General features: G+C 62.7%; 20 protein-coding genes. 8 read left to right on the forward strand and 12 right to left on the reverse strand.

Translation table 11 applies throughout. The features are described from left to right. Nucleotides 1–48: 48 nt before the first annotated feature. Together ACZ6YA_RS15910 and gabP are read right to left on the reverse strand one after the other, a co-directional pair. Nucleotides 49–765, reverse strand: coding sequence for a GntR family transcriptional regulator (locus ACZ6YA_RS15910; protein ID WP_400795732.1), 717 nt, complete (start codon nucleotides 763–765; stop codon nucleotides 49–51). A gap of 284 nt (nucleotides 766–1049) precedes the next feature. Further along, a complete protein-coding gene (gabP, locus tag ACZ6YA_RS15915) occupies nucleotides 1050–2447 on the reverse strand; it encodes a GABA permease (RefSeq protein ID WP_465898072.1) in 1398 nt (465 codons plus the stop codon). Nucleotides 2448–2719: 272 nt separating this feature from the next. Here gabP and ACZ6YA_RS15920 point away from each other — a divergent pair, with 272 nt between their 5' ends. Next, the gene (locus ACZ6YA_RS15920; RefSeq protein WP_465898073.1) at nucleotides 2720–3061 is read left to right on the forward strand and encodes a YgaP family membrane protein; all 342 of its coding nucleotides are present in this window, start codon (nucleotides 2720–2722) and stop codon (nucleotides 3059–3061) included. Nucleotides 3062–3189: 128 nt separating this feature from the next. Here ACZ6YA_RS15920 and ACZ6YA_RS15925 read toward each other — a convergent pair whose 3' ends face one another. Continuing rightward, nucleotides 3190–4398, reverse strand: coding sequence for a hypothetical protein (locus tag ACZ6YA_RS15925; protein WP_465898074.1), 1209 nt, complete (start codon nucleotides 4396–4398; stop codon nucleotides 3190–3192). 41 nt (nucleotides 4399–4439) lie between these two features. Next, nucleotides 4440–4889 (reverse strand): YcgN family cysteine cluster protein, encoded by a 450-nt coding sequence (locus ACZ6YA_RS15930; protein ID WP_465898075.1) that lies wholly within the window; start codon nucleotides 4887–4889, stop codon nucleotides 4440–4442. A gap of 146 nt (nucleotides 4890–5035) precedes the next feature. Here ACZ6YA_RS15930 and ACZ6YA_RS15935 point away from each other — a divergent pair, with 146 nt between their 5' ends. Continuing rightward, nucleotides 5036–5629, forward strand: coding sequence for a nitroreductase family protein (locus ACZ6YA_RS15935; RefSeq protein WP_465898076.1), 594 nt, complete (start codon nucleotides 5036–5038; stop codon nucleotides 5627–5629). Between the two features lie 110 nt (nucleotides 5630–5739). On the opposite strand, the gene ACZ6YA_RS15940 is transcribed toward ACZ6YA_RS15935, so the two are convergent. From ACZ6YA_RS15940 to ACZ6YA_RS15960, 5 genes are all read right to left on the reverse strand, one after another. Further along, nucleotides 5740–6672: a D-2-hydroxyacid dehydrogenase gene (locus ACZ6YA_RS15940; RefSeq protein WP_465898077.1), complete on the reverse strand. Its 933-nt coding sequence runs from the start codon at nucleotides 6670–6672 to the stop codon at nucleotides 5740–5742. A gap of 2 nt (nucleotides 6673–6674) precedes the next feature. After that, on the reverse strand, nucleotides 6675–6968 hold the full coding sequence (locus tag ACZ6YA_RS15945; protein ID WP_465898078.1) for a YcgL domain-containing protein: 294 nt from the start codon (nucleotides 6966–6968) through the stop codon (nucleotides 6675–6677). Next, on the reverse strand, nucleotides 6965–8098 hold the full coding sequence (rnd, locus tag ACZ6YA_RS15950; RefSeq protein WP_465898079.1) for a ribonuclease D: 1134 nt from the start codon (nucleotides 8096–8098) through the stop codon (nucleotides 6965–6967). The genes ACZ6YA_RS15945 and rnd overlap by 4 nt, the downstream gene beginning before the upstream one ends. Nucleotides 8099–8201: 103 nt before the next feature. Beyond that, complete coding sequence (locus ACZ6YA_RS15955; protein ID WP_465898080.1) at nucleotides 8202–9839, reverse strand: phosphoethanolamine transferase; 1638 nt, start codon at nucleotides 9837–9839, stop codon at nucleotides 8202–8204. A gap of 164 nt (nucleotides 9840–10003) precedes the next feature. Next, on the reverse strand, nucleotides 10004–10369 hold the full coding sequence (locus ACZ6YA_RS15960; RefSeq protein ID WP_465898081.1) for a 5-carboxymethyl-2-hydroxymuconate Delta-isomerase: 366 nt from the start codon (nucleotides 10367–10369) through the stop codon (nucleotides 10004–10006). 115 nt (nucleotides 10370–10484) lie between these two features. Here ACZ6YA_RS15960 and ACZ6YA_RS15965 point away from each other — a divergent pair, with 115 nt between their 5' ends. Next, on the forward strand, nucleotides 10485–10724 hold the full coding sequence (locus tag ACZ6YA_RS15965; RefSeq protein ID WP_465898082.1) for a YdcH family protein: 240 nt from the start codon (nucleotides 10485–10487) through the stop codon (nucleotides 10722–10724). A gap of 58 nt (nucleotides 10725–10782) precedes the next feature. On the opposite strand, the gene ACZ6YA_RS15970 is transcribed toward ACZ6YA_RS15965, so the two are convergent. Then, nucleotides 10783–11967, reverse strand: a complete 1185-nt coding sequence (locus ACZ6YA_RS15970; protein WP_465898083.1) for a trans-sulfuration enzyme family protein — start codon at nucleotides 11965–11967, stop codon at nucleotides 10783–10785. A 114-nt stretch (nucleotides 11968–12081) separates the two neighbouring features. On the opposite strand from ACZ6YA_RS15970, the gene ACZ6YA_RS15975 reads away from it, so the two are divergent. Continuing rightward, nucleotides 12082–12543, forward strand: a complete 462-nt coding sequence (locus tag ACZ6YA_RS15975; RefSeq protein WP_400795764.1) for an Lrp/AsnC family transcriptional regulator — start codon at nucleotides 12082–12084, stop codon at nucleotides 12541–12543. Between the two features lie 119 nt (nucleotides 12544–12662). Here the strand turns inward: ACZ6YA_RS15975 and ACZ6YA_RS15980 are convergent, their stop codons facing one another. Beyond that, the gene (locus ACZ6YA_RS15980) at nucleotides 12663–14993 is read right to left on the reverse strand and encodes an FdhF/YdeP family oxidoreductase (RefSeq protein WP_465898084.1); all 2331 of its coding nucleotides are present in this window, start codon (nucleotides 14991–14993) and stop codon (nucleotides 12663–12665) included. Nucleotides 14994–15271: 278 nt separating this feature from the next. Between ACZ6YA_RS15980 and moaA the strand changes: the two genes are divergently transcribed. The 3 genes from moaA to ACZ6YA_RS15995 all read left to right on the forward strand — a co-directional run bounded on the left by moaA (nucleotide 15272) and on the right by ACZ6YA_RS15995 (nucleotide 18242). After that, a complete protein-coding gene (gene moaA, locus ACZ6YA_RS15985; RefSeq protein WP_465898085.1) occupies nucleotides 15272–16276 on the forward strand; it encodes a GTP 3',8-cyclase MoaA in 1005 nt (334 codons plus the stop codon). Between the two features lie 20 nt (nucleotides 16277–16296). After that, nucleotides 16297–17196, forward strand: a complete 900-nt coding sequence (locus tag ACZ6YA_RS15990; protein ID WP_465898086.1) for a bestrophin family protein — start codon at nucleotides 16297–16299, stop codon at nucleotides 17194–17196. Between the two features lie 158 nt (nucleotides 17197–17354). Further along, a complete protein-coding gene (locus ACZ6YA_RS15995; RefSeq protein ID WP_465898087.1) occupies nucleotides 17355–18242 on the forward strand; it encodes a LysR family transcriptional regulator in 888 nt (295 codons plus the stop codon). Here ACZ6YA_RS15995 and ACZ6YA_RS16000 read toward each other — a convergent pair. Then, nucleotides 18230–19012 (reverse strand): PAS domain-containing protein, encoded by a 783-nt coding sequence (locus tag ACZ6YA_RS16000; protein ID WP_465898088.1) that lies wholly within the window; start codon nucleotides 19010–19012, stop codon nucleotides 18230–18232. The two genes, ACZ6YA_RS15995 and ACZ6YA_RS16000, sit on opposite strands and share 13 nt — an antisense overlap. A gap of 376 nt (nucleotides 19013–19388) precedes the next feature. Here ACZ6YA_RS16000 and ACZ6YA_RS16005 point away from each other — a divergent pair, with 376 nt between their 5' ends. Next, entirely contained in the window at nucleotides 19389–21005 is a 1617-nt protein-coding gene (locus ACZ6YA_RS16005) for an APC family permease (protein WP_465898089.1), read from the forward strand. The last annotated feature ends 14 nt before the right edge of the window (nucleotides 21006–21019 follow it).

Genomic DNA, 21019 nt, shown 5'->3' on the forward strand with positions numbered 1-21019 from the left:
ATCTTGTTGTTGACGAGCGGTCAGCGCCAACGGCGCAACCGTTGGAACTCATATCTGAATCGGTACATCCAGCGCTTGCGGTGCGGCGTATTCGGCCATGCGCCGGCGCGACAGCTCCATGTGCTCGCGCACTACCCTGCCCGCTGTTTGCGGGTCCCGCTGCTCGATGGCGACGATGATCTGCTCGTGCTGCTCGCAGGCAAGCTCGAGATCGCGTTGCATGTCATCGGTGGTGGGATGGCGATAGAAGATCTTGCCCAGGCGGGTGTGGTCGATGAGGATCCGACGCAGCGTAGGCATGAGGTATTCGTTGTGCGCCATCTTGCCGATTTCCAGGTGGAAGGCGTCGTTGTAGAGCACGCGGTTTTCCACGTCGCGCTCTTCGATGGCCTGGCGGAACTGCGCCTGGATGGCCTTGAGCACTTCGATTTCGGCTTCGGTGGCGTAGGTGGCCGCCAGCTGAGTGGTGGCGACGTAGATGAGCGGTGCGGCGACATAAAAGCTGTGCAGCGATTCGTGGTTCATCGCGGCCACGCGCGGGGCGCGGTTGGCTTCCAGTTCAATGTAGCCTTCGGCGGCAATCTGGCGCAACAGCTCACGAACCGGGGGGCGCGACAGGCCAAACTCGTCGCACAGGGCCAGTTCGTCCACCACCGCGCCTGGGGCCAGTTCCATGCTGAGGATCCGGCGGCGCAACGCTTCGGCGAGGACGGCCTTGCGGTCCTGTGGCACCTCTGCGGTGATGGGTTCAACGGTGGCTTTCATGGCGGCCTTCTTTGTTGTCATAGACTGTGTCTACTATTTGTATAACGACTATATGGCACTGTTAGACAATGTGTCTACAGCATTTTCGATGAACGGTGGAATCTCTAAAAGCCCCTGATTTAAAGGGCTTGAGCGGGTTAATGAGGTGAGATTAAACACCCTTGAGGCTGCATTGCCAAACCGGACAGGTAATTATCCAGACAAGACAGAAATGCAGAACCTGTTGAGCCACAACGAAAAAAGCCACCTGCGGAAGGTGGCTTTCATCCCGTCACCGCGCGAAGTCAGGCAGCCGCCAAGGCCTCCCGCCGCTCATGGCGCCGGCCGCTGATCACGCCCAGCACTAGAATCACCACGGCCAGGGCCAGCGTCAGCGACACCTCCATCCGGTGCTGCGGCATCACGAACATGGTCCCCAGGGCGAACACGATGAAGCCGATCACCGCGTAGGTCAGCCACGGGTACAGCCACATCCGGAAGGCGATCTCGACGTTCTGCCGCTGCAGGATGGCGCGCATGCGCAGTTGTGAGAAAGCAATCGCCAGGTACACCAGCAAGGCAATCGAACCGGAGCTGGCCAGCAGGAAGGCGAACACCTCAGCCGGTGCGAAGTAATTGACGATGGTGGCCAGGGCGCCGATCAGAGTGCTGCCTATCACCGCAACACGTGGCACGCCAACCTTGGAGGTGCGCTGGATGAAGCCTGGGGCATCGCCACGCTTGCTCAGCGAGTAGAGCATCCGCGACGAGATATAGATCGACGAGTTCAGGCAGCTAGCCACTGCCACCAACACGACCATGTCCACCAGGAACTTGGCATAGGGAATGTGCATGATTTCCAGCGCGCGCTGGTACGAGCCCTGCACCGGCAACAGCGGGTCGTTCCACGGCACCACCGAGATGATCACGAAAATCGACAGCAGGTAGAACACGCTGATGCGCCAGATCACCGAACGGGTAGCCTTGGCGATGTTGCGCGCCGGGTCTTTGGACTCCGAAGCGGCAATGGTCACCGCTTCGGTGCCCAGGTAGCTGAACATGGTGGTCAGCAATGCGCCGATGATCGCCGTCCAGCCATTGGGCATGAACCCACCCTGCTGTTCCAACAGGCGCGGCAGGCCACTGACCTCACGCCCAGGCAACACCCCGGCCAGGGCTGCAGCACCGAGGGCGATGAAGGCGACGATGGCGATCACCTTGAGCATGGCGAACCAGAATTCGAACTCGCCGTACTTGGCCACGCTGAACAGGTTGGTGGCGGTCAGCAGCACGGTCATGCTCAGGGCGAAGAACCAGGCATCGATGTGCGGGAACCAGTTGTTGAGAACCACGCCAGCGGCGATGGCTTCGATGGGGATCACCAGCACCCAGAACCACCAGTACAGCCAGCCGACCGTGAAACCGGCCCAACGCCCAATGGCGCGATCGGCATAGGTGGAGAAGGAGCCGGTGTCGGGGCTGGCGACTGCCATTTCGCCAAGCATGCGCATCACCAGCACCACCAGTGCACCGGCCAATGCATAGGCGACGATGGCCGAGGGGCCAGCAGCGGCGATGGCGTGGCCGGAACCGATGAACAGCCCGGCACCGATCACCCCGGCAATGGAAAGCATGGTCACATGGCGTTGCTTGAAGCCTTGCGCCAGCTGATTGCCGGCGCCACTCGCGCTTGTCGTTGTCATCCTGATCCCTGCTTTTGTTTTTTTGTGGAGGGGGACGTGAAGCTCCTGGATCGAAACCCAGCGTGGATGAGCTTCGCGCCAGGTCAAGGTAATGCGCGGCAGGCCGGGCCAGTTGCCCCAATCCGCCATGCACTTGACCAGACCTGACATTGGCCGCGTTAAAAGCCGCATTGCAGAGCCATCACCGCGCCTGGGCAACCGCTCGGCATGTGAACTGAACGGCTGCGCCGGGCGATGGGTCACCTGCTTACATTTCACACGGAGGGGTTGTCATGCTCGATATTCATTCCAATTCGGCCTCGGCGGAGCACAATGTCCAAGGCCTGGAGCGGGTTGGTTCGCTGGCCGGCGGTGCGCTGATGTTCACCAAGGGGCTGCGCCACGGTGGCTTGATCGGGTTGCTGCAGATGGTGGTGGGCGGTGTTGCGGTGGCACGCGGGGTCAGCGGGCATTGTTCGGCCAAGACCTGGTTCCTGCAGCATCGTCAGGAGTATCACCGGTTGCGTGCGGATATTGAGCGCAGTGCCGGGGAGCTGGAGGCGCTCAAGCGCAGTGCGGATTCGGCAATGCGAGGGGTTACGGTGACAGGGAAAGATCCGTTGACCGGTAGTTGATGGGTTGACTGTACTGGCCTTTTCGCGGGCAAGCCCGCTCCCACAGGTACACCACTGCCCTTGAGATCAGTGGTGTACCTGTGGGAGCGGGCTTGCCCGCGAAGAGGCCGGCACTGGCAACAAAGAAATCAGCGCAGGGCCTTGCTCTGCAACACCTCGGACCGCCGCCCCAGCACGTTCTCGCTGATCTGCACGAACTCGTCGGTACTTACCTTCGGCAGTCGCATCAATGCCTGGGTCACATCATCCAGCGACCGCTTGGCCTGGGTATGAATGCGGATTTCCTTGTCCAGCGCCTGCAACAGCAGCACCCCGCGCGCCACCTGGGCGGGGCTTGCGTGCTCGCCGCGCAGCTGGGTGACCTTGGCGCCCTGCTTCTGCAACCGCGCCTGCCACACCTCGTAGCGGTCATCGCTCACGCCCCCGGCCCGGCGCAGCAGTTCGTTGGCGTAATAGTCGGTGAGGCTTTGACCAAGCCAGTCGCTGTCGGCACTGACGCGAATCTGAGCAAACAACTGAACCAGCTCGCGCAGCAACGGGCTGCTGCCACTCTCGCTGACCATCGGCCGGCCGCTGTGCAGATACAGCGAACCGCGCGCCGACATCGCCCCGCGCCACATGCCGTCGCGAGCACCCACCAGCAGCAGCTTGGGCGGGTTGCGCGGGAACACGGCTTGCAGGTGCGGCCAGACGAAGGTCAGCAGGGTCAAGGTGTCCATCCGGCGCATGCCCTGCCCCACCGGGGCTGCCACGGTCACGTCGGTTTCGCCCAGGCGGGCGCGGCGGCTGCCGAGGTCACCGGCAAGCATCCAGCCGGTGGGCCGATCGAACAGGCGCGAAACGTTGTCGATGCGGAACTTGTCCTTGCCGACCCGCGGCCAGGAGGTTTCGATGCTCTTCCAGCCCTCGGGCAAGTCGACCGAGAGGCGCGCCACCAGTTCGGTGCCGTCCTGTTGATCGAGGCGTGCCGGTGGTATCAGCTGATCGCCGAGAAACAGCGCCCAGTGGGGCGTGATGCGCGAAGAATAGGCGCCGCTACGCAGTTTCTGGTCCAGGTTGACCCGGTAGCTGAGGCTGGTCTTGCCCGCCGCCGGGTGCCAAACGCCGCGCTCGCCTTTAAGCTGCCACTGGCCGTCAGCCTGAAAACCACTGTAGGCCCCCGCCTTGCCCAGGTCGAAGTCGAGACTGCGCACGGAGCTACCCTCCGCCAGGGTCAGGCGCACCTCGGCCTGGCCGTTGGCAGGCAACAGGCGCACTTGGTAGTCGAGGTCGACCTTTTTCGCCCAGGCCGGGGAACAGGCGATGAAGCCCAAAAGCAGCAACAGCTGGCAACGCATAGCGAAACTCCTTGTTTCCCAGAGACGACGGACTGTGCCGTTTAGCTGGCGCGAAAAATCAGGTGCTCTTCCCAGTCGTCTTCATCCACATCCTGCTCCTTGAGCATACGCCCCGATTGGGAAATGCGCTGTTCATGGACCTGCTGGCGATCACCGCAGACCAGGTGATGCCAGGCCGGCAGGTCCTTGCCCTCGCTGACCAAGCGATAACCGCAGGTGCTCGGCAGCCACTTGAACTGGTCGGCCTTGCCTGGGGTGAGCTGGATGCAGTCGGGTACTTCAGCGAAGCGGTTGGGGTAGTCGCTGCATTGGCAAGTGTTCATGTCCAGCAGTTTGCAGGCGATGCGCGTGTAATAGACGCTGTTGTCGTCCTCGTCCTCGAGCTTTTGCAGGCAGCACAAGCCACAGCCGTCACACAGCGACTCCCACTCTTGCGGGTCGAGTTGTTCGAGGGTCTTGCGCCGCCAGAACGGCGCGCTTTCAGCGATCATCACACGGGTTTCCTGCAGTCGTCTCGTAGGCCGCGGCGCGCGGCGGCGCCAGTCTAGAGCCTGGCCTTGCGCAACGCCAGACCGCTTGTCAGTACCGAGCGGACGCAGTAGCGTGCGGTCTTTCCCCGCCCGTTGCAGGAGCAGCCATGAGCGCCACCCCCCGCATTGCCGATTACGCCATCAATGAACAGTTCATCAACCGCTGGTCGCCACGTGCTTTCACCGCTGAGCCGATCAGCCAAGAGACCCTGCTGAGCTTCCTCGAAGCCGCCCGCTGGGCGCCGTCGGCCTACAACTCGCAGCCGTGGCGCTTCCTCTATGCCCGCCGCGACACGCCGAGCTGGGAGCGCTACCTGAACTTGCTGGTACCGTTCAACCGCAGCTGGGCACAGCAAGCCTCGGCGCTGGTGCTGGTGATCTCCAAGACCACCTTTGCCGCCCCGGGCGCCAGTGAAGAAAAACCGGCGTTGTGGCACACCTTCGACACCGGTTCTGCTTGGGGTCATCTGGCCTTGCAGGCGAGCATCAGTGGCTGGCATACCCATGGGATGGCCGGGTTCGATAAAGAACTGGCGCGCAGCGAACTGAAGGTGCCGGAAGGCTATGAGCTGCATGCCATGGTGGCGATCGGCAAATTGGGCGACAAGGCGAGCCTGGACGAGGGCCTGCAGGCGCGTGAAGTGCCGAGCCCGCGCCGGCCGCTGAGTGAGCTGGCGGCTGAAGGGGATTTCAGTCTGTAAAATCAGCCTTGGCTTCTTCGCGGGCAAGCCCGCTTCCACAAGTTCGGAGGTGTCCATAGGACCTGTGGGAGCGGGCTTGCCCGCGAAGAGGCCAGCACCAACGCTACAAATCAATAACCCTTGGCGAAATCCACTTCTCCACGCAACCCGTGCCCCGCCTGGTACGCCTGCATATTTTCGACGAACAACCGCACCATCGCCGCTGGCGAGGTGGGTGCCGAACTGTGCCCGGTCAGCAACAACCCCCAGGCCGTCCAGAACGGGTGACGCTGCGGCAGCGGCTCCTGCCGACACACATCGATCACCGCGCCCGCAAGGTGTCCTTCCTTCAAAGCCTCGACCAGGTCGGCATCGACCACCGCCGCCCCGCGCCCGGCATTGATGAACAGCGCGCTGGGTTGGAAACACTTGAACAGCGCGGCGTCGTACAAGTCATGGGTCGCCGGCGTATCCGGCAGCAAATTGAGCACGTAGTCGGCTTGCTCGACCATCCTTGGCAAATCCCCCAAACCGGCCACTTCGACGAATGGCGCCTGTTCACGCGCCGTGCTGGCGATGCCATACAGCGTCACCCCAAACGGTGCGAGGAACTCGGCCACGCGCTGGCCGATATCGCCGGTACCGACGATCAGCACCTTGCGCCCTTCGAGCGTACGCCCCGGGCGATCGTCCCAACGGCGCTCGACCTGGCTGACCAGGCGCGACAGCACTTCACGCTCATGCCCCAGCATGTAGGTGAGCATGTACTCGGCCATCACCTGGCCAAAAATGCCGACCGCACGGGTCAGCCGGTAATCGCGCGGCAAGCCGTCGGCCAGCAACGGCGTAACGCCGGCCCAGGTCGACTGCATCCACGCCGGCTTGTGACCTTGGCGCAGCAGGCTCGCCAGCAGGTCTGGCTGGCCCAGCCAGACCGGGCACTGCGGGGCTTGCAAAGCAAGCTCGGCGGAATCGCCGCTGGTGAAGATCTGCAATTGTGGCGCTGCTTCGCGCAACAGTTCGGTGTAGCGAGCATGGTCGTGCTCAGCGATCAATACACGCATGGTCAGACCGGATCGTTACGGCGCAGCAGCTCTTCGGGCAGGTGCTCGATGTACTCGTCTTCGGCCGGTGGCATCTGCAGGTGGTAGCCCTGGTTTTCCAGGTTCTCCAGCACCTTGCTGATGTCCTCGCGGGCCAGCTGGCGCTCGGGGGTCAGCACCAGGTCGAAGGCGTGCACGGGCTTGCCGAAGAACGGCAGCAGCGCCTCGGGTACACGCTCCAGGCCATCGGCCTTGAGCACGTAGAGGTACATTTCGTTCTTGCGTGGGCTCTTGTAGATTGAGCAGATACGTTTCATCGGTTCTCTCCGGCACCTGCCAGGTCATCCAGCAGGGCCTGGCCCATCCGCTCACGGCGCCAGCCGCGCAGCGAATCGGGCAATTGATAGGGGCCGTTGGGGTAGCCGCTCTTGAGCAGGGCTTCCAGGGCTTTCTTGCGCAGCATCAGCTCCGGGGCGATGCCAAGGCGCTCACCTTCGGCCTGGCCGATGGCGCGCAGGCGCTTGAGGATGCCGGCGGCTTCGATCGGCAGCGGCTCGGGCAGGGTCGCCGGCCATAGCTCCGGCGGCTGGCTGGCGGCTTGCTTGATCAGTGCGAGCAGCGTGGCGCCGTCCTGACGGATGGTGCGCGGGTGCATTTCTTCAATTTTGGCCAGCGCCGACAGGTTGTCCGGCTGGCTCCTGGCCATGGGCCACAGCGAGTGTTCCTTGAGGATACGGTTGCGCGGCACATCGCGGCTGCGGGCCTCGCGCTCGCGCCAGGCGCACAGTTCGCGCAGCACGGCCAACTGCTGGCGGCCCAGTTTCCAGGCCAGTTTGACGTCGCGGTACAGGGCCTGCGGATCGACTTCACGGCGCAGGGCCGCCACCAACTCGGCACCGTCTTCCAGCACCCAGGCGTACTTGTCGTCAGACAGGCGTGGACGCAGCTCGATAAACAGCTCGGCCAGGTGCACGGCATCCTCGGCTGCGTAGCTGACCTGAGTGTCCGACAGCGGGCGCTGCAGCCAGTCGGAGCGGGTTTCGCCCTTCGGCAGCTCCAGACCCAGCACTTCTTGAACCAGGCGTGAATAGCCCATCGAGAAGCCCAGGTTCAGGTAACCGGCGGCCAGCTGGGTATCGAACAGCGGTTGCGGCAGCTTGCCGGTCAGGCGCAGCAGCACTTCCAGGTCTTCGCTGCACGCGTGCAGGACCTTGACCACTCCGGCGTCTTCCAGCAGTTCGCCAAGCGGCTGCCAGTTGCCGATCAGCAACGGGTCGATGAGGAAAGCCCGCTCGCCGTCGCCAATCTGAATCAGGCCAGCTTTCGGGTAAAAGGTGTCGACCCGCATGAATTCGGTGTCGAGCGCCACGAAGGGCAGCTTGCGCCACTTCTGGCAGAGTTCGGCCAGATTCTGGTCGTCACGGATCCAGTGTATTTCGATGGCCACAAGGCTCTCCCACAAACATTGGCGCGCAGTATATACGGCGCGGGCGCTGCGGGTGAAACCTGGCGACCGCCGCGCCTCTAAGGATAGTGGAAAGCGTAATCGCTCAGCGCTTGGCCGTTAGCCACGGGCGGCAACTGGCGAACATGTCCAGCGATTGCTGGTAGACCTGGGTGTGCACCTGCAGCAGGCCGAGCATGGAGTGGAACAGGTTGTCCTGCGACAGCGGCGCATCGCTGAGCTTGGCCAGACAGTCGGTGTCGAGGCCGAAATCCTCCTTATAGCTATCGGAGAACCAGGTCAGCAGCGGCACGTGTTTCTGCTGGTCAGGAGCGATGGCGTAAGGGGTGCCGTGCAGGAACAGGTTGTATTCACCCAGCGACTCGCCATGGTCGGACAGGTAGATCATCGCCGTGTCGACCTTGTCCTGCCTGCTGCGCAGGGTATCGATCAAACTTGCCAGCACCTTGTCGGTATAGGCCAGGGTGTTGTCATAGCCATTGATGATCTGCTGTTCGCTGCACTGGTTCAAGGCGTTACTCTGGCATACCGGGGTGAAGCGCTCGCTGCCATTGGGGTAGCGCTTGAAGTATTCGGGGCCGTGGCTGCCCATCTGGTGCAGCACCAGCACGGTGTCCTTGTCGAGGTTATCGAGCAATTCGCCCAGGCCCTGCAACAGGATCTCATCGTGGCATTCGCCGTTGGCGCACAACGCCGGGTCCTTGAGGTTGCTGACATCGATGAACTGCACCCGGTCGCAGGTGCCCTTGCAGCCCGACTGGTTGTCGCGCCACTGCACGGCCAGGCCGGCGCGCTGGAGGATATCCAGCAGCCCTTCGCGGTTCTTGGCCACGCGGGCGTCGTAGTCCTTGCGCGGCATGCCCGAGAACATGCACGGCACCGACACTGCCGTCTCGGTGCCACAAGAGCGCACATCGGAGAACGCCAGCAGGCCCTGCTGCCTGGCCAGGTTGGGGGTGGTATCACGGTCATAGCCGAGCACGCCGAAGTGGTCCGCCCGGGCACTTTCACCGACTACCAGTACGGTGAGCGATTTACGCGCATGCTGCTGCCAGGCAGGATCGCGCCGGGCATCGGTGCCGTAAGGCTGGAAGGGTCTGGCGGCTGTACCGACACGCTCGCTGACATACCCAATGGAAGCACCGACGATATTGCTCGGGGTGAGCATCAGGCGCAGTTCGTGGTGGTTGCGAAACAGTGAAGACAGCCCCTGATAGTTGACCAGCGCGACCGAGCCCAATGCCACGACACAAGCGCCGCTCACCACCAGTTTGCCGAGGATTTCGCGGTGCCAGGCACGGTAGGCAATGGGGGCTTTCCACACTAACAGTGACGGCAATACACCGAGCAACAACAGATAGGCGGCAAACGTGAGAGAGAGCAGATCGCGAACTTCTGCAACATTGGTTTCGGCCATATTACGAAACATGCCGCCATCAATAAGCACCCCGTACTGATTCATGAAGTACGCAACGCCCGCCCCACTCATGAACAACACAATTAACAGCGGCTTCAATACATAACGGAAAGCAAAAATCGTCAACACCAGATTGAACGCGAACAACATCAGCGCGGCAAATGCCAGGCTCAGCCACAGCCCAGGCAAACCGGAGGGTACTAACTGTTGCAGGTGCTCCCAGAGGAACACGTTGAACCCGACCAACAGGTAAACACTGGCCAACAGCGTGACCCATTCAGTCCGCAGGGATTTGAAGGTGAGCATGGGGATTGGTAATCCAGAGTGAGTATCAGCTCCCGGGCGTCAGGCACCCTGGGAAAGTTGTCGAAACTCTAGAAAGCGCACCATCAATTTTTCGTGAAAAAGACGCCAACGAATCCGTGAAGTGGCGTCTTTCATTCATTAAATAACGTTCATTCAGCCGCCGTTCAGGCTGGCAGATGGAGCTTGGCGTAGGGCTCGCGATCGATGTCCTGCACTTCCACACACAACTGCAGGTCCATGCCTGCTTGCTGCGGTACGCCTTCACGCAATACCGCAAGCAGGCTTTCTGACAACTGCTGCTTCACCTCGTGGGCGCGCCCGCTGAGGATGGCCAGACGCACATGGGCAAACGCCCGTTTACCCGGCGCGGTACCCACCCGGTAATGGCTGAACGCCTGGGCGCGGCTCTTGATGTCCGCCTCGTCGGCGAACTGGCCACTGCCGAACAGGGCGTGATTCAGGCGAAGCAGCAGCACGTCGACATCGAGCTCGCACAGGTTGTCGCTGTATTCCAGGTTCAAGTGAGGCATGGCACAGGTTCCAGGCGTTGGAGAGACCGACAGCCTACCCCAGTCCCCCACCCGCGCAAAGGCGGCTATCCTCAAAGGTCAGGACCTTAACGACAACCCTGACAGAGGTGAAGAAATGCCAGTTCCGCATGATCTGCTCGCTGACTTGCACGTTACCGCTGATGACTTCCAGGCACGGATAGACAAGGACCAGACGCTGCATGCATTGCACAAGGAATACAATGCCAAGGACAAGGAAGTGGTGGCCGCCGAAGGCAATGGCACCAACGACGACACCGTCAACCGCCTGCGCAAGGAGCGCCTGCTGATCAAGGACAAGATCGAGCGAATTATTCATCCGCCGAAATCATCATGATTTTGTGCTGAGCCCACCGGCCTCTTCGCGGCTAAAGCCGCGAAGAGACCAGCAGCCTTCACACAGCAGCCGCAGCCTTCAACGCCCCCTCCAGGTCCTCGATCAGGTCCTGGCAATCCTCGATCCCGATCGACAGCCGCAGCAGGTTCTCACTGATTCCCATCACGCCCTTCTGCTCCGGGCTCAGGGAGTTGTGCGACATGCTCCAGGAGTGGTTGATCATGCTCTCCACACCGCCCAGCGAATCGGCCAGGACAAAGATGCGCAAAGCCTCGACCAGGCGGTTGAGCGCCGCGCGGTCGCCGCCCTTGACCTTCATCGCCACCACAGCCCCGCCCGCACGCATCTGGCGCTTGCACAGTTCGTGTTGCGGGTGGCTCTGCAACCCCGGATAGAACACCTGCTCGATCTGCGGGTGGCTTTCGAGAAAGCGCGCCACCTGCAGGGCATTGGCGCATTGGCGTTCCATGCGCACGTCGAGGGTCTTCAGGCCACGCAGGGCCAGGTAGCAATCGAACGGCCCCTGTATCGCGCCCACGGCCATGCTGATCTTGCGCAGGCGCTTGTACAACGCCTCGCTGGCCGCCACTACCACACCTCCCGTCAGGTCCGAATGGCCGCCGATGTATTTGCTGGCGGAGTGCATCACCAGGTCCACACCGAGGGTGATTGGGCGCTGGTTCCAGGGCGAACAGAAGGTGTTGTCGATGCAGGTAAGGATGCCGCGCGCCCGCGCCAGGTCACAGACTGCCTTGATGTCGACCAGGTGCAGCAACGGGTTGGTCGGCGACTCGATCCAGATCAGCTGGGTCTCGGGCTTGATCGCCGCCGCCACCGCTTCGATGTCGTTGAGGTCCACGTAGGTGGTGGTCAGGCCCGAGGTGTGCCCACGATAGTCTTCCAGGATGCGGAAGGTACCGCCGTAGACACCGTTCATCACCACCACATGGGCATCCTTGGGCAGCAACTCCAACACCGTGGCGGTGGCGTTGACACCAGAGGCACAGGCCACCGCGCCGACCCCCTCTTCCAGCGCCGCTACGCAGCTTTCGTAGGCATGCCGGGTCGGATTGCCGACGCGGCTGTAGGCGTAATCGGGGTGGTCGTCGAGGCTGCGTTTGATGTAGGAACTTGCGGTGTAGATTGGCGGGAAAATCGCGTTGTCAGCGACGCTGAACTGCTCGCCGGCGTGGATGGTGCGGGTGGCGAAATTGCGCGGCTTATCGGACATGGTCGGGCCCATTGGCAGATGTTAATTGCGCAACTATCGCACAAACGACAAGGGCTGGCGCTGCGGGATTTTTTTCTACCGCTGGGGTAATCTGGCGAATATTTTTCTCAGTCAGCCGTGACCGATATGGACAGCTTCGACCAGCACATTCTCACTCTGCTCCAGCGCGACGCGTCAATATCGCTCAAGGACCTGGCCGAAGCCGTCAACCTGTCCACCACGCCGTGCTGGAAGCGGGTCAAGCGCCTGGAAGAAGACGGCTATATCCTCGGCCGCGTCGCCCTGCTCGATCCCGAGCGCCTGGGCCTGGGCCTGACGGTGTTCGTTCAGCTCAAGACCCAGCGCCACGACAGCGCCTGGCTGGAGCAGTTCGCCGCGACGGTGAAGGGCTTCGAGGAAGTGATGGAGTTTTACCGCATGTCCGGGGACTGGGACTACATGCTGCGGGTGGTGGTGGGTGATATTGCGGCCTATGACCGGTTCTACAAGAAGCTGATCAACAGCACCGATGGGCTGTCGAACATCACCTCCAGTTTTGCCATGGAGCAGATGAAATACACCACGGCGTTTCCTGTGCACAGAACCTGAATCGGCACTGGATTCTTCGCGGCTAAAGCCGCTCCCACAGGTTCTGCACAGGTCTTGAGTGCTGCACTGAACCTGTGGGAGCGGGCTTGCCCCGCGAAGAGGCCTGCTCAGGCAACCCATCAATCCGCCGCCAGCACCGCCGCAATCCGGTTCCCCGCCTTGGCCTTCTCCAACCGAATCGCCACAAACTTCGACGTCGGCGTATACGTCCCCTCGCCATAACTCTCCAGCGGCACCAACGGATTGGTCTCCGGATAATAAGCCGCTGCCTGCCCCTGCGGAATGTCATACGCCACCAGCCTGAACCCCGACACCCGCCGCTCCACACCGTCCTCCCAAAGCGACACCAGGTCCACCAGTTCGCCCGGCTCGAAGCCCAGGCGGCGGATGTCCGCCTCGCTGATGAACACCACTTCACGCAGACCGAACACCCCGCGGTAGCGGTCGTCGAGCCCATACAACGTGGTGTTGTACTGGTCATGCGAACGCATCGTCTGCAGGATCAGGTCCGGCTTGTCGCCCCGCGCCAGCACCTGGGCGTTGACCAGTTGTTCGGGCAGCTGGCTGGCACTGAAACGCGCCCTGCCGGTTGCCGTGCGCCAGTTGCGCTCGGCCGCGCTATTGCCCAAATGGAAACCACCCGGCTGCTCCAGGCGCTGGTTGAAGTCGGCAAAGCCCGGGATGACGTCGGCAATCATGCTGCGAATGCGTCCGTAGTCGGCCACGGCGTACTCCCAGTCGATCGGCTGGTTGCCCAGGGTGGCCTTGGCCATGCCGGCGATGATCCACGGCTCCGAACGCATGTGCGGTGAACGCGGGCGCAGCTGGCCGTGCGAGATATGCACCATGCTGAAGGTGTCTTCCACGGTCACGCCTTGCGGCCCGCTGGTCTGCAGGTCGATCTCGGTACGGCCCAGACAAGGCAGGATCAGCGCATCACGGCCGGTGACCAGGTGCGAGCGGTTGAGCTTGGTGGAAATCTGCACGGTCAGCGCGCAGTTGCGCAGCGCCGCATGGGTGCGTGGCGTGTCCGGGGTGGCCTGGGCGAAGTTGCCGCCGAGCGCGATGAACACCTTGGCGCGTTGCTCTTCCATGGCCTGGATCGCCAGTACCGCGTTGTGCCCGTGGGCGCGAGGGACGCGGAAGTGGAAGCGTTTTTCCAAGGCATCGAGCAGCGCTGCCTTGGGCTTCTCGTCGATGCCCATGGTGCGGTCGCCCTGCACGTTGCTATGGCCGCGCACCGGCGACAGGCCGGCGCCTGGCTTGCCGACGTTACCGCGCAGCAGTTGCAGGTTGACGATTTCTTGCACGGTGGGCACCGAGTGGCGGTGCTGGGTGACGCCCATCGCCCAGCACATGATCACCCGCTCGGCCTTGCGGTACATGCGCGCGGCCAGTTCGATCTCGGCCAGGGTCAGGCCGGACTGCTCGACGATGTGCTCCCAGCAAGTGGCGTCCACCGCCGCCAGGTAGTCATCAACGCCGCTGGTGTGCTCGGCGATGAAGGCGTGGTCGAACACCGCGGGCTCACCCTTGGCCTGAGCCTCGCGCTCCCATTGCAACAGAAACTTGGCCATGCCGCGCAGGGCCGCCATGTCGCCACCCAGGGCTGGACGGAAGTAGGCGTTGGTGGTGGGTTCGGAGCCGTTGCTGAGCATCTCCAGCGGATGCTGCGGATGCTGAAAGCGCTCCAGGCCGCGCTCCTTGAGCGGGTTGAAGCACACCACCTGGGCACCGCGTTTGACCGCCTCGCGCAGTGGTTCGAGCATGCGCGGGTGGTTGGTGCCGGGGTTCTGGCCGATGACGAAAATCGCGTCGGCCAGCTCCAGGTCGTGGAACACTACGGTGCCCTTACCCACTCCGAGGGTCTGCGACATGCCAACGCCACTGGCTTCGTGGCACATGTTCGAGCAGTCGGGGAAATTGTTGGTGCCGTAGGCGCGGACGAACAGCTGGTAGAGGAACGCCGCTTCGTTGCTGGCCCGGCCCGAGGTGTAGAACTCGGCCTGATCGGGCGACTCGAGCGCCCGCAGATGCTTGGCGACCAGCTCGAAGGCCTCTTGCCAAGTGGTTTCGACATAGTGGTCGGTGGTAGCGTCATAGCGCATCGGGTGCGTGAGGCGCCCCTGGTATTCGAGCCAGTAATCGGTTTGGTCCTTGAGCGCGCTGACGCTGTACCTGGCGAAGAATGCGGGGTCCACCGAGCGGCCGGTAGCTTCCCAGTTGACCGCTTTGGCGCCGTTTTCGCAGAACTTGACCATGTCGCTTTCCGGCGACTCTCCCCAGGCGCAGCCCGGGCAATCGAAGCCGCCGTTCTGGTTGGTCTTGAGCATGGCCCGCAGGTTCTTGAAGGCATTCTCGCTGCCCAGCCAGCTCTTGGTCACGCTTTTCAGCGCGCCCCAGCCGGCGGCAGGCCCTTTGTAGTCCCTGATGTGTTGGTCCTGGCTCATGCGGTCAATCCTCACGCGGCATCGAAAGTGCAGCGGATCGCGTCGTCCGGTGCTTATTTCCAGCCTATGGACGCCGGCATAGAGCCGTCCAATCGATATGCCCTACGGGGTGATAAGCCATTTCGATCACAGGCTGCCGACGTATCCCAGCGCCTTTGGATACGGGGCCTGCAGCCGTGATAGAGGATATTGATCGAATAGTCGGGGAAAGCAATTTGACGGGCGGCAGCGCAGGTTATAGCTTGAACCTTGTACTCCTCCCTCTGCCGAGCGCGAACGTGGAACAGAACAGCCGGGCCCTGATCGACGGCTTCAATCGCAAAATCGACTACCTGCGGATGTCGGTCACGGACCGCTGCGACTTCCGTTGCGTCTACTGCATGGCCGAAGACATGCAGTTCCTGCCGCGCCAGCAGATTCTCAGCCTCGAAGAACTGTTCCAGGTAGCCGAGCGCTTCGTCGCCCTGGGTACCCGCAAGATCCGCCTCACCGGTGGCGAGCCGCTGGTGCGCCAGGGCATCGTCGAGCTGTGCGGGCGTATTGCCGCCCTGCCCGGCCTGCGCGAACTGTGCATGACCAGCAACGGCTCGCAACTCGGCCGCCTGGCCCAGCCGCTGTTCGACGCTGGGCTTTCGCGCCTGAACATCAGCCTCGACAGCCTCGATTCTGAGCGTTTCAAGCAACTGACCCGCACCGGCGACCTCGCCCAGGTGATCGCAGGCATCGACGCTGCCCGCCGCGCCGGCTTCCAGCGTATCAAGCTCAACTGCGTGGTGCTCAAGGGCCGCAACGACCACGAGCTGGTCGACCTGGTACGCTTTGCCATCGACCGTGAGCTGGACATCACCTTCATCGAAGAAATGCCGCTGGGCGTGATCAGCGAACATGAACGCGGTGAGTCGTTCTGCTCCAGTGACGACGTGCGCGCGCGCCTGGCCGAGCGGTTCACCCTGGTCGAATCGACCGAGTCGTCGCAGGGCCCAGCCCGCTACTGGCGTCTGGCCGAAGCACCCGATACCCGCGTTGGCTTCATCTCACCCCACAGCCACAATTTCTGCGCCACCTGCAACCGCGTGCGCCTGACCGTCGAAGGCCGCCTGCTGCTGTGCCTGGGCAATGAGCACTCGATGGACCTCAAGCAGGTGCTGCGTAGCCACCCAGGCGATGCCGAGCGGCTGGAAAAAGCCATCCGCGCCTCGCTGCACCTCAAGCCTTACCGCCACCACTTCGAAGTGGGTGGCGATGTGCAGATCCTGCGCTTCATGAACATGACCGGCGGCTGATCGGCCGCCTCTGGACTTCCATGATCGTCCACTCCCGCCCCGATGTGCTGCGTGTGCTCTTCACCCTCAAGGGTTCGATCGTCAAGCGCATCGCCTTGCGCTGCCTGATGGTCACCTTGCTGGCCGCGCTGATCGTGCTGGTCGAGCGCCACTACCCGGCGTTTTTCTACCCGGTCAGCGCCACGCCGTTCACCCTGCTTGGCCTGTCGCTGTCGATATTCATGAGTTTTCGCAACAACGCCTGCTACGACCGGTGGTGGGAGGGGCGCAAGGCCTGGGGCAAGTTGATCATCGAGACCCGCTCATTCGTGCGCGAAAGCGTGGTGATTGCCAACGAGACATTGCGCGCCGAGCTGCTGCGCAACCTGTGCGGTTTTGCCCATGCGCTGAATGCACGGCTGCGCAACGAGGATGATCTGGAGGCGGCCCGCCCTTGGCTGGCCACCCCGGCTGCGTTCAGCCCGCACAATGTCTGCGACGGGATCTTGCGTGAGCTGGGCGCACAGTGTTCGCGCCTGGCCGAACAGCAGCAGATCAGTGACTGGCGCTACAGCCTTTTGGAGCAGCGTCTGATCGGGCTGACGGAGGTGCAGGCCACCTGCGAGCGGATCAAGGGCACGCCGCTACCATTCCCCTACACCTTGCTGCTGCACCGGACCATCTACATCTTCTGCCTGCTGCTGCCGTTTGCGTTGGCCGAGCCGCTGGGGTGGCTGGCGCCGCTGTTTACTACCATCGTCGGGTACACCTTCTTTGGCCTGGATGCGATCGGCAATGAGCTGGAAGACCCGTTCGGCCGGGACGAGAACGACTTGCCGACCGATGCGATGGTGCGCACGGTAGAGCGGGATGTGCTGGCGGCGCTGGGGGTTCAGCCGCTGCCTCCGGCACTGCAGCCGGTGGAGCATGTGTTGAGCTGAGTGGGAACGGCTTCAGCCGCGAACACCGGTGAAGCCGGTGCCATCCACCGCATCGCCTGCTTCGCGGCTAAAGCCGCTCCCACAGGCTGTACCAGCTGATCGATGACATCTATCGCCGACTTGGTTAAGGTCAGCTTAACCAGACGCCAGGCACTCCCATGGACATCAAGCAGCTCAAGTTTCTCATCGCCCTCGACCAGACCCGCCATTTCGGCCAGGCCGCGGCGCTGTGCCATATCACCCAGCCGACGCTGTCCATGCGCCTGCGCAACCTGGAGGACGAACTGGACCTGGTGTTGGTCAAGCGCGGCCAGCGTTTCGAGGGCTTTACCGAAGCCGGTGAGCGCATCCTGGCCTGGGCTCGCACCTTGCTCGCCGCTCACGATGGCTTGCAGGCCGAGGCCGCCAGCTGCCGGGGCCAGGTGGTCGGCAGCCTGCGCCTGGGCACTGTGCCACTGGCCAGCTTCAACCCGATGCAACTGCTGCTGCCACTGCGCGAAAAGTATCCAGAGCTGCAGTTTCAGCTCAGCTCGCACAGCACCGAGCAGATCATGGATGGCCTAAGCCGTAACCAACTTGACCTTGGGATTTGCTACCTCGACCAGGTCAATGCCAACTTCTTCGAAGTGATCGAGCTGGGCACCACCACCATGGGCCTGCTGCACGATACCCGCCATTTCCAATTCGAAGCCCAGACCCTGCGCTGGGAAGACCTGGTAGAAATCCCGCTGGGTCTGCTGAGCAAAGGCATGCACTACCGGCAGTCGCTGGATCTGAGCTTCCGCAGCCGCAGCCTGGAACCCAATGCCGTACTGGAAAGCGACTCCAGCTTCCAGCTGATCCAGGCGATCAACACTGGCGTGTGCTGCGCGATCATGCCGCTCGATTGCGGCCTGGAGGACTTGAGCGATCACATGCGCATCATCCCCATCGCCGACGCCAGTATCCACAGCCCGGTCGGCCTGCTGCTGCGCCGCAGCGAGCCGCGTTCGGCGATTGCCGAACAGTGCTTTGACGAGGCGAGATTGCTGTTTCAGCCCAGCTGAATCGCCGTCGCCCGACGGTACTGCCTTGGAGTAAATCCGGTCAGCTGTTTGAACTGGCGACTGAAGGCGCTGTGGTCGGTGTAGCCGCACTGCATTGCCACGTCAGTGATCGGCAAGTCACTGTGCAACAAGCGATGGGCGTGCTCCAGCCGTGCCTTGTGGATCATCTGTCGAGGCGTGAGGTGGAACACGCGCTTGCAGTAACGCTCCAGTTGCGCCACGGAAATCCCGGCGATACGGGTCAGTTCGCCCAGGCTGATCGGCTGGTGAAAATGCCGGCGAATGTACTCGTCCACGGCGGCCAGGCGCCGGTAGGCAGGGTGAGTGTCGGCGGCTGACTGCAGGTCGACCGAAATGCCCACCAGGCCGATGATCTCCCCCGCCGGATTGTGCAGTGGGCGCTTGTGCGTCAGGCACCAGCCCGGTTCGCGGCTGCCGTAAAGGTGGAGTTCCAGCTGGTCTTCGAGTACCAGACCCTCCTTGAGCTCGCGGCGGTCCTGCTCGGTGTAGCCGGGGCCCAGTTGCGCAGGAAAAACCTCTGCACTGGTCTTGCCCAGCAACGGCTGCAGACGCTTCAGGCCGCAGCGCTGGACCAGGGTGGTATTGGCCAGCACGTAGCGGGCGTCGGGGTCCTTGATGAAGATGGCGGCGTTGGGGATGGCGTCGAGGATCGGCAGCAGCAGGGATACCCCAGCCAGCAGGGCCTCCAGGGTCGCGGGGCGGTGCTGGTCGAGGGACTGGTACAGGGTTGTCAGGGGTTCTTGTGGCATCTCGATTCTCCATGGCGAGGCGACCGGCCTCTTCGCGGGCAAGCCCGCTCCCACAAGTTCCTGGCTGTACCTGAGGCTAACGGGGTACCTGTGGGAGCGGGCTTGCCCGCGAAGAGGCCAGTAAACCCACTGCACCTCTAAAGCCCTTATCTGATGTGACCTCCAGCCTATCCAGCGAACCCAGCAAGTCGCCAGATTTTTTTGTAATTGTGCCGATTTCGTCATCCCCTCTGCAGAAAACCATCAAGAACCCTCGCCCCGTTCAGTCCACTCTATGCCCCACGCAAGCCGCCCAATTCCTACAAGAGCGCGGCCCTAAAAGCCGCATCATGTGACATCAGACCTGCCTATCCAAAACCTACAAAAAGGCGCACCCATGTCAGGCAAATTCAAGAAACAGCTGTCATTGCTCGACCTCACCTTCATCGGCCTCGGCGCCATCTTCGGCTCCGGCTGGCTGTTCGCCGCCAGCCACGTCTCGGCCATCGCCGGGCCGGCCGGCATCCTCTCCTGGTTCCTCGGCGGTTTCGCCGTGCTGCTGCTGGGCATCGTCTACTGCGAACTCGGCGCCGCGTTGCCCCGCGCCGGTGGTGTGGTGCGCTATCCGGTGTACTCGCACGGCCCGCTGCTCGGCTACCTGATGGGCTTCATCACCCTGATCGCCTTCTCCAGCCTGATCGCCATTGAAGTGGTCGCCTCGCGCCAGTATGCCGCCGCGTGGTTCCCTGGGCTGACCAAGGCCGGCTCCAGTGACCCAACCGTACTCGGCTGGCTGGTGCAGTTCGCCTTGCTGGGGCTGTTCTTCCTGCTCAACTACCGCAGCGTGAAGACCTTCGCCAAGGCCAACAACCTGGTGAGCGTGTTCAAGTTCATCGTGCCGTTGCTGGTGATCGGTGTGCTGTTCACCTTCTTCAAGCCGGAGAACTTCGAGGTTCAAGGCTTCGCCCCATTCGGCCTGTCCGGTGTGGAAATGGCGGTGTCGGCCGGTGGCATCATCTTCGCCTACCTGGGCCTCACGCCGATCATCTCGGTGGCCAGCGAAGTGAAGAACCCGCAACGCACCATCCCCATCGCGCTGATCCTTTCCGTGCTGCTGTCCACCGCCATCTACGCCCTGCTGCAGCTGGCCTTCCTCGGTAGCGTGCCGACCGAAATGCTCAGCAACGGCTGGGCTGCGGTGACCAAGGAACTGGCCCTGCCCTACCGTGACATCGCCCTGGCCTTGGGCGTGGGCTGGCTGGCCTACCTGGTGGTGGCCGATGCGGTGATCTCGCCCAGCGGCTGCGGCAACATCTACATGAACGCCACCCCACGCGTGATCTATGGCTGGGCGCAAACCGGCACGTTCTTCAAGTACTTCACCCGCATCGATGAGCAATCCGGCATCCCGCGCCCGGCGCTGTGGCTGACCTTCGGCCTGTCGGTGTTCTGGACCTTGCCGTTTCCGTCCTGGGAAGCGCTGATCAATGTGGTGTCGGCAGCCTTGGTGCTGAGCTACGCCGTGGCCCCGGTCACCGTCGCCGCCCTGCGCCGCAATGCCCCGAACATGCCACGCCCGTTCCGGGTCAAGGGCATGGCTGTGCTCGGCCCGCTGTCATTCATCATCGCCGCGCTGATCGTCTACTGGTCGGGCTGGAAAACCGTGTCGTGGCTGCTGGCCCTGCAAATCGTGATGTTCGTGCTGTACCTGCTGTGCCGCCGCTTCGTTCCGACCGAACACCTGTCGCTGGGCCAGCAGGTGCGCTCGTCCGCCTGGCTGATCGGCTTCTACGCGGTGACCATCCTGCTTTCCTGGCTCGGCAGCTTCGGCGGCCTGGGGGTCATCGGCCATCCGCTCGACACCGTGGTCGTCGCCGCCTGCGCCCTGGGCATCTACTACTGGGGCGCCGCCACTGGCGTACCGGCCCACCTGGTGCGCCTGGAAGGCGAGGACGAAAGCGAAGCCGCCGACGCCACCTTCAGCGACCAGCGCCCTGCCGCCGTCGCCTCCTGAAACTTACTGAATGG

The organism is Pseudomonas sp. NPDC090752, from assembly GCF_055584805.1.

Excerpts from the sequence above, each read along its gene's own strand:
- ACZ6YA_RS15945 (WP_465898078.1), bottom strand. The coding sequence starts at position 6,968 with ATGAAACGTATCTGCTCAATCTACAAGAGCCCACGCAAGAACGAAATG.
- ACZ6YA_RS15975 (WP_400795764.1), top strand. The coding sequence starts at position 12,082 with ATGGACAGCTTCGACCAGCACATTCTCACTCTGCTCCAGCGCGACGCG.
- ACZ6YA_RS15965 (WP_465898082.1), top strand. The coding sequence starts at position 10,485 with ATGCCAGTTCCGCATGATCTGCTCGCTGACTTGCACGTTACCGCTGAT.
- ACZ6YA_RS15990 (WP_465898086.1), top strand. The coding sequence starts at position 16,297 with ATGATCGTCCACTCCCGCCCCGATGTGCTGCGTGTGCTCTTCACCCTC.
- ACZ6YA_RS15955 (WP_465898080.1), bottom strand. The coding sequence starts at position 9,839 with ATGCTCACCTTCAAATCCCTGCGGACTGAATGGGTCACGCTGTTGGCC.
- ACZ6YA_RS15925 (WP_465898074.1), bottom strand. The coding sequence starts at position 4,398 with ATGCGTTGCCAGCTGTTGCTGCTTTTGGGCTTCATCGCCTGTTCCCCG.
- ACZ6YA_RS16000 (WP_465898088.1), bottom strand. The coding sequence starts at position 19,012 with ATGCCACAAGAACCCCTGACAACCCTGTACCAGTCCCTCGACCAGCAC.
- ACZ6YA_RS16005 (WP_465898089.1), top strand. The coding sequence starts at position 19,389 with ATGTCAGGCAAATTCAAGAAACAGCTGTCATTGCTCGACCTCACCTTC.
- ACZ6YA_RS15935 (WP_465898076.1), top strand. The coding sequence starts at position 5,036 with ATGAGCGCCACCCCCCGCATTGCCGATTACGCCATCAATGAACAGTTC.
- ACZ6YA_RS15940 (WP_465898077.1), bottom strand. The coding sequence starts at position 6,672 with ATGCGTGTATTGATCGCTGAGCACGACCATGCTCGCTACACCGAACTG.
- ACZ6YA_RS15920 (WP_465898073.1), top strand. The coding sequence starts at position 2,720 with ATGCTCGATATTCATTCCAATTCGGCCTCGGCGGAGCACAATGTCCAA.
- ACZ6YA_RS15995 (WP_465898087.1), top strand. The coding sequence starts at position 17,355 with ATGGACATCAAGCAGCTCAAGTTTCTCATCGCCCTCGACCAGACCCGC.
- gabP (WP_465898072.1), bottom strand. The coding sequence starts at position 2,447 with ATGACAACGACAAGCGCGAGTGGCGCCGGCAATCAGCTGGCGCAAGGC.
- ACZ6YA_RS15960 (WP_465898081.1), bottom strand. The coding sequence starts at position 10,369 with ATGCCTCACTTGAACCTGGAATACAGCGACAACCTGTGCGAGCTCGAT.
- ACZ6YA_RS15980 (WP_465898084.1), bottom strand. The coding sequence starts at position 14,993 with ATGAGCCAGGACCAACACATCAGGGACTACAAAGGGCCTGCCGCCGGC.
- ACZ6YA_RS15910 (WP_400795732.1), bottom strand. The coding sequence starts at position 765 with ATGAAAGCCACCGTTGAACCCATCACCGCAGAGGTGCCACAGGACCGC.
- ACZ6YA_RS15970 (WP_465898083.1), bottom strand. The coding sequence starts at position 11,967 with ATGGGCCCGACCATGTCCGATAAGCCGCGCAATTTCGCCACCCGCACC.
- ACZ6YA_RS15930 (WP_465898075.1), bottom strand. The coding sequence starts at position 4,889 with ATGATCGCTGAAAGCGCGCCGTTCTGGCGGCGCAAGACCCTCGAACAA.